Below are 7,344 nucleotides of genomic sequence, written 5' to 3' on the forward strand. Positions count from 1 at the left end.
CGCGTATCCCGAGGCCCACTCGGCGTCATCCGGCCCCGCGCGGTCCGAACGGCTCGAAGAACATGTACTCCAACGGGTCCTGGTCCGCGCGCAGCCCGGGGAAGCCGGCGGTGGCGGGGCCGTCGCCGCGCAGCCAGTTCAGCAGCGTCCCGGTGAAGTTCCCCGGCAGCGGCGGGCCTTGCTCGCAGTGGCGCGGATTGACGGCGACGCGCCACTCGTCGGGCTCGCCATCGGCGCACCAGCCGATCATGTCCCCGTCGATGGTCGAGGCGAACGGCAGGAAGCCGCCGGGCTCCGGCCAGGCGGGCATGGGGTAGTACTCGGGGTGCGCCTCGCGCAGGGTGCGGTAGCCCTCCAGCATCTCCTCGGCGTCGGCCGCGAGCCCGAAGCGGCCCTCCAGGTCCAGGGGGGCGGGCATGTCCAGCCACCAGCTCCAGTTCCCCGCGCCATACCGCTCGGCGAGGGCCATGAAGTCCGTGGGCAGCCGGGTGCCGAGCCGGGCGAAGACCTGCTCCCAGCTCCCCGTGCCCAGATGGGGCGTCAGGGGCGGGGGGATGAGCGCGGTGACCGCCTCCAGGCCCTCGCCCTCGGTGAGCGCGGCGTGCTGACGCGCGTCCACGTACGCACCCCGGGGCGGCGGGGTCCAGGGGGCGGCTCCGGCCAGCGGCCCCCAGGTGCGGACAGCCGCACCGTCTCCGGCAGGCGCGCTGTCGCGGACTGCCGCCGACAGCACGTCCAGCAACGGGACTTCGTACGACACCCACGGCTCGGCCGCGCCGACGGCGATGGACGTGGTCAGGAGCACCACCGGCCACGCGTCCGGGTCCTTGGAGACCGAGGTGTCCCAGAACAGGTGGTCGCCGCCCGCTGTCGTGGCGAGGGCGAGGAGGCCGCCCTCCTCGGGCAGGAAGCGGCGCCGCTCCCGGGTGAACATGCCCGGCCGGATCGCGGAGTGCCGGTGGGTCTCGACCACCCAGGCCCCGTACTCATACCGCCCGTCGGCGCTGACGCACGGGGTGTGCAGGCGGACGGCGGCGGCGCCGTGACCTATCTCGACCGGGCCGTACGCCGACACCAGCGCCTTGTAGTCAGCCGGGAGCGGGACTTCGAGCCAGGCCTCCACCGCGGCCCAGTCGACGGCGGGCGCGGCGCCCGGCGGCGGCCCCACCAGGTCCGTGAAGGCGGCGATGCGCGCGGTGATCTCCATGCCTCCGAGGATGGCACCCACCACTGACAACGCCCTCGTGAAGGGGGTGCGGAGACGGCCCGTCAACGCCCGCGCGGACCGGACCTTTTGGACGTTCACCCCGACTTTGACCCTCGGCCTTCACAAGGAAACCGGACGTCACTAGCGTCCCCGCGGAACAGGTCAATGGATCACCAGAGGACCATTGGCTCTCGGCCAGGACCACTGGCAGGACTACTGGGAGGTCGTACGTGACTCCGGAGATATCGCGCAGACGCCTGATGGCGATCGGCGGCGGCGCGCTCGGCGTGGCCGCCGCCGGTTCCTTCCTGCCGCCCTCGCTGCGGGAGGCGCTGGCGCACGAGCCGCCGCGAGGCGGTGGTCTCGACTCGATCGAGCACGTCGTCATCCTGATGCAGGAGAACCGCTCCTTCGACCACTACTTCGGCTCCCTGCGCGGCGTGCGCGGCTTCGGCGACCGCAACGCCATCCGGCTGCCGAGCGGCAAGTCGGTCTTCGAGCAGCCCGGCGTCCTGCGCACCATCCTGCCCTTCCCCGTCCGCGAGGCGGCCAAGGCGCAGAAGAAGGACCTCCAGTACATCGGCGACCTCGACCACTCCTGGAGCGGCGGCGCCAAGGCCTGGCGCGACGGCTGGATGGACGGCTGGATCACCGCCAAGACGGCGGCCACGATGGCGTACTACACGCGCGAGGACATCCCGCTGCACTACGAACTCGCCGACACCTTCACCGTCTGCGACGCCTACCACTCCTCCGTCCACACCTCCACCAGCCCCAACCGCAACCACCTGTGGAGCGGCAAGACGGGCTACGAGGCGAACGGCAAGCGGGCCGTCGGCAACGACGCGTACGCCGAGGGCACCCACCCCGGCTACGGCTGGGGCACGTACGCCGAGCGCCTGGAGAAGGCGGGCGTGAGCTGGCGAACGTACACGGAGTGGGAGAACTTCACCGACAACCAGATCGAGTTCTTCACCACCTTCAAGGCCATCGCCCGCAAGGCCCTGGCCAAGACCGGCCTCACCTACATGGAGGCCTTCTACGCCAAGGTGCGCGACGCCAAGGACGAGGCTGAGCGCGCCAAGCTGCTCGCCACCCTGGAAGAGGGCGTCGCCACGCTGGACAAGCGCGAGCGGTCCCTGTTCGAGCGCGGTCTGCGGCGCGTGCCGACCGGCAAGCTCGCCGAGGAGTTCGCCAAGGACGTCGCGGGGGGCAAGCTGGCGAAGGTCACCTATCTGGTGCCTTCCGCGCTCGACTCCGAGCACCCCAGCGTCTCCTCGCCCATCCACAGCGCGACGATCGTCTACAAGATCCTCGACGCGCTCGCCTCCCACCCCGAGGTGTGGCGCCGTACCGCCGTCTTCATCAACTACGACGAGAACGACGGCTTCTTCGACCACGTCCCGCCGCCCGTGCCCGGCGGCGACTCCGCCGAGGAGCGGGAGGAGCGCTGGGAAGGCAGGCCGACCGGGCTCGGCGTGCGCGTGCCGATGCTCGTCGTCTCGCCGTGGACCGTCGGCGGCTACGTCTGCTCCGAGGTCTTCGACCACACCTCCGTCGTGCGCTTCCTGGAGAAGTGGACCGGCGTCAAGGAGCCCAACATCAGCGCCTGGCGGCGCAAGGTCACCGGCGACCTCACCGGCGCGTTCGACTTCCGGCGCGCCCACCGCCGCCCGGACATCGAACAGCCGGGCGCCATTCCGCCGTTCAGCGGGCGCTGGGCCCCGCAGCCGCCCCTGAAGCAGGCCATGCCGGTCCAGGAGCCGGGTGTCCGGCGCGCCAGGCCGTTGCCCTACCAGCCCGACGCGGACGTGCGGCCCGGCGAGGGCGGCACGCTCACGGTGCGGCTGCGCAACGGCGGCAGCTCCAGCGCGCACTTCGCGCTCTACCCCTACGCGGGCGAGTTCCCGGCCCCCCAGCACCAGGACGTCGTGCGCAAGGGCGCGTGGACCGTGCCGGTGCCGGGTGACACGTACGCGTTCACGGTCACCGGGCCGAACGGCTTCCGACGCGAGTTCGAGGGCGGGAAGGGCGCCGAGGGAGGCAAGGGCGGCAAGGACGGCGGCGCGCGGCTCGCCTCCGCGATCACCCGCCGCGAGCTGCACCTCACCCTGGCCAACCGCGGCCGCGCCGAGCTGGTCTTCACCGTCAAGCCGCTCGGATACGTGGACGAGGAGGACATCCGGCGCCGGACCCGGACCGTCCGCGTCAGGGCGGGCAGCAGCCGCACCGTCGCCTGGCGGACCGAGGACGAGCACGGCTGGTACGACATCGAGGTCACCGCCGGCCGGGACACCGCGTTCCGCCGCCGCCTCATGGGCCACATCGAGAACGGACGGGCGAGCGTGTCGGGCTGACGCCCGGCGCGTACGGGTGCGCGGAGGTTGCCCCAGGTGCCTCCGCGCACACCTCGGACCCTTGTGAGTAAGGCCACGAAAGGGACCAAGGATCTCCAGGGGCTGTCAAGGTGTTTATGGCGCATGTCGCCGCTCATGCGTTCTTTGCGGGCTGTTCAGTTGATTCACTGCTGTTCCCGATAAAGATCCACGAATCACCCAGGGAGCCAGTACGTGGGAGCACTCGCACGGTGGTGCGTCAGGCACCGTCTACTCACCGTCCTGCTCTGGTTCCTCGTACTGGGCGGCGCCACGACCGCCGCCACCCTCGCCGGATCCTCGTACTCGAACGACTACGAGGTCCCCGGCACCGAGTCCGGCCGCGCCACCCAGCTCCTGGACAAGGGCTTCCACGGCCTCGGCGGCGACAGCGACACCGTCGTCTGGCACACCGGCCCCGGCGGCACCACCCGCGCCGCCGACGTCGAGCGGACCATGTCCGCCACCCTGGACAAGATCGCCGAGCTGCCCGCCGTCGCCTCCGTGATCAGCCCCTACGAGCGCGAGGGCGCGGGCCAGATCAGCGAGGACGGCCGCACCGCCTACGCCACCGTCACCTTCCAGGAGCAGGCCGACGAGATCGCCGAGGCCGACGCCCGGGCCGTCGTCGACCTCGCCAAGACAGCCGAGACCGCCGACGCCTCCGAGGCTTCCGACGCGCAGGGGCTCCAGGTCGAACTGGGCGGCACCGCCATCGCCCTCACGGAGTCCAAGAGCGCCAAGGTCGCCGAGATCGTCGGGGTCGCCGTCGCCGCCGTCGTCCTCTTCGTGGCCTTCGGCTCGCTCGCCGCGGCCGCCCTGCCCATCGCCACCGCGTTGGTCTCCGTCGGCATCGCGTACGCGGGCATAGTGCTGCTCGGCCATGTGATGACGGTCGCCGACTTCGCGCCGATGCTGGGCACCCTGATCGGTCTTGGCGTCGGCATCGACTACGCCCTGTTCATCGTGACCCGGCACCGCAAGGGCCTCAAACGCGGCCTGCCCGTCGCCGAGGCCGCCGAGCGGGCGGTGGCCACCACCGGGCGCGCCGTCGTCTTCGCGGGCGCCACCGTCTGCATCGCCCTGCTCGGCATGCTCATCCTGCGCCTCGGCTTCCTCAACGGCGTGGCGATCGCCGCCTCGCTGACCGTCGTCCTCACCGTCGCCGCGTCCGTGACCCTGCTGCCCGCGCTGCTCTCCTGGATCGGGCCGCGCGCCCTGAGCCGCCGCGAACGCCGCCGCCTCGCCGACCACGGACCCGAACCGGAGCTGCCGACCGGGTTCGCCGCCCGCTGGGCCGCCTTCGTGGAGCGCCACCCCAAGCTCCTCGGCGGCGTCGCGGTCCTCGTCATGGCCGTGCTCGCGCTGCCCGCCTTCGCCCTGCACCTGGGCACATCCGACCAGGGCAACAACCCCGCGACCGCCACCACCCGGCAGGCGTACGACCTGCTCGCCGACGGCTTCGGCCCCGGCGTCAACGGCCCCCTTACGCTGGTCAGCGAGGTCTATGGCGCGGGCGACCGCAACGCCCTCACCGACCTCGGCACGACACTGGGGTCGACCGAGGGCGTCGCATCCGTGAGCCCGGTGACGTACGACGAGAACGGCCGCACCGCCTTCCTCACCGTCGTCCCCGACTCCTCCCCGCAGTCCGAGGCGACCAGCGACCTCGTCGACCGGCTGCGCGAGGACGTGCTGCCCGCGGCCGAGGCGGACAGCTCCCTGGACGTGGCGGTCGGCGGCGTCACCGCGAGCTACGACGACTTCGCGGAGATCATCATCGGGAAGCTGCCGCTCTTCGTGGGCGTCGTCATCGGGCTTGGCTGCGTCCTGCTCCTGCTCGCCTTCCGCTCCGTCGGCATTCCGCTCAAGGCCGCCGTGATGAACGTCGCCGCCGTCGCCTCCGCGTTCGGGATCGTCGTCGCGATCTTCCAGTGGGGCTGGGGGAGCGAGCTGCTCGGGCTCGGTGCGGCCGGGCCGATCGAGCCCTTCCTGCCCGTGATCATGGTGTCCGTCCTCTTTGGGCTCTCCATGGACTACCAGGTGTTCCTGGTCAGCCGGATGTACGAGGAGTGGCTGGAGACCGGCGACAACCGGCGGGCCGTGCGGGTCGGCCTCGCCGAGACCAGCCGCGTGATCAACTCCGCGGCCGTGATCATGATCTCGGTCTTCCTCGCCTTCGTGCTCAGCGGCGACCGCGTCATCGCGATGTTCGGCATCGCCCTCGCGGCGGCCGTCGCGCTCGACGCCTTCGTCCTGCGGACCCTGCTCGTGCCCGCCCTCATGCACCTGCTCGGCGGCGCCAACTGGTGGCTGCCGAAGCGCCTCGACCGCGTGCTGCCCCGCATCAGCATCGAGCCTCCCGAAAGTCGCTCGAATGTGCCCGAGGGGCGTGCGAAGATCCCCGGGCGTCGGGACACAGACGCGGACGCGAGTGGGCTGAAGGAGCGGGATGTTCGCGATATCGCTGGCCGAGGGCGCTGAGCTGCGGCCGATCGAACCGTGGCAGGCGGCGGAGTTCATCGAGCACGTCGACCGGGCGCGCGAGTACGCCGGGCCGTGGGTGCCGCTCACCGTGGCGGTGAAGGACCTGGAGACGGCGAGGAGCTTCCTGCGTACGTACGCGGAGAAGGCGGCCGCCGACACCGGGCGCCTCTACGGCATCTGGCTCGACGGGACGCTCGTCGGCGGCGTCCTCTTCCGGATCTTCGACACGAGCACCGACTGCTGCGAGATCGGCGTCTGGCTCGAACCGTCGGCCACCGGGCGCGGGCTGGTGCACAAGGCCTCGCGGACCCTCATCGACTGGGCGGTCGAAGAGCGCGGCATGCACCGCGTGGAGTGGCTGGTCTCGTCCCGCAACGACCGCAGCAAGGTCACCGCCCAGCGGCTCGGCTTCACCAGGGACGGCGTGCTGCGGGAGAGCTTCCCCTGGCAGGGGGTGCGCCACGACATGGAGGTCTGGTCCGTCCTCGCCCCGGAGTGGCGGGCGGCCAGGGACGCGGCCTCGGCCGCTGAGAGCGTGAGCTGAGACGGCTCGTCAAGACGGCTCGTCAAGACGGCGCGTTAAGACGGCTCTCAGACTCCGTCCGTACGGTGCGGCGCATGGGTACTGAGACAGAAGACGCGGCGGCCGGGACCAAGGATGCCGCCGGGAGCAAGGATGCCGCCGGGACCGAGGAAGTGACCGGGACCGAGAAAGTGACCGGGACCGATGCCGAGGCGGAAGCCGGCCTGACCAACGAGGAAGACGACGACGTCGAGGCGGACGACGCCTCAGTGGCGGCAGCGCCCGTCACGTCCGCCGGAGTCGGGCAGGGCGCCGCCGCCGTCGTCTCCGTCGCGCTCGGCGTCATCGGCCTCTCCGGCGGCTGGCTCGGCACGGTCGCCTCGGCCCGCGAGAACCTCTACGGCCAGATGGAGACCGCGCGGACCGCGGGCGCCGACAAGACGATCCAGGCCCTGTACGGCGACTCCTGGCAGGCCACCGCGCTGATCGCCGGGATCTTCGCGCTCGCCGCCCTGATCGCCGGTTTCGTGGTCCTGGTCAGGCCCGCCTTCGGCGCCCCCGGCCAGGAGCAGGCGCCCTGGATCAAGTCCGTGGCGTGGGCGGGTGTCGCGCTCGGCGTGATCGGCCTTGTCCTCGCCGTCGCCAAGTACTCGGACCTGCTGCTCAGCCTGCCGTCGGCACCCTCCTGAGGCATCGCGTACGTACATTGGACACAGGTAAGGCAGGGGCGGGTCAGGGGCTAAGGCCCCCGG

Annotated in this window: 5 protein-coding genes; 4 read left to right on the plus strand and 1 reads right to left on the minus strand. The window is 71.6% G+C overall.

The genetic code is table 11. From position 1 onward, the window contains the following. Positions 1–25 precede the first annotated feature (25 nt). The gene (locus GKQ77_RS23375) at positions 26–1,207 is read right to left on the minus strand and encodes an SMI1/KNR4 family protein (RefSeq protein WP_258021813.1); all 1,182 of its coding nucleotides are present in this window, start codon (positions 1,205–1,207) and stop codon (positions 26–28) included. Positions 1,208–1,437: 230 nt separating this feature from the next. Between GKQ77_RS23375 and GKQ77_RS23380 the strand changes: the two genes are divergently transcribed. The 4 genes from GKQ77_RS23380 (at position 1,438) to GKQ77_RS23395 (ending at position 7,281) form a co-directional block, all read left to right on the plus strand. Then, the gene (locus GKQ77_RS23380; protein WP_219690890.1) at positions 1,438–3,564 is read left to right on the plus strand and encodes a phosphocholine-specific phospholipase C; all 2,127 of its coding nucleotides are present in this window, start codon (positions 1,438–1,440) and stop codon (positions 3,562–3,564) included. Positions 3,565–3,777: 213 nt separating this feature from the next. Continuing rightward, positions 3,778–6,066, plus strand: coding sequence for an MMPL family transporter (locus GKQ77_RS23385; RefSeq protein ID WP_219690891.1), 2,289 nt, complete (start codon positions 3,778–3,780; stop codon positions 6,064–6,066). Further along, positions 6,035–6,613, plus strand: coding sequence for a GNAT family N-acetyltransferase (locus tag GKQ77_RS23390; protein ID WP_219690892.1), 579 nt, complete (start codon positions 6,035–6,037; stop codon positions 6,611–6,613). Before GKQ77_RS23385 ends, GKQ77_RS23390 begins: the two co-directional genes overlap by 32 nt. Before the next feature lie 74 nt (positions 6,614–6,687). Beyond that, entirely contained in the window at positions 6,688–7,281 is a 594-nt protein-coding gene (locus GKQ77_RS23395; RefSeq protein WP_219690893.1) for a hypothetical protein, read from the plus strand. The last annotated feature ends 63 nt before the right edge of the window (positions 7,282–7,344 follow it).

The organism is Streptomyces anatolicus (assembly GCF_019400875.1).
Lineage (GTDB): Bacteria > Actinomycetota > Actinomycetes > Streptomycetales > Streptomycetaceae > Streptomyces > Streptomyces anatolicus.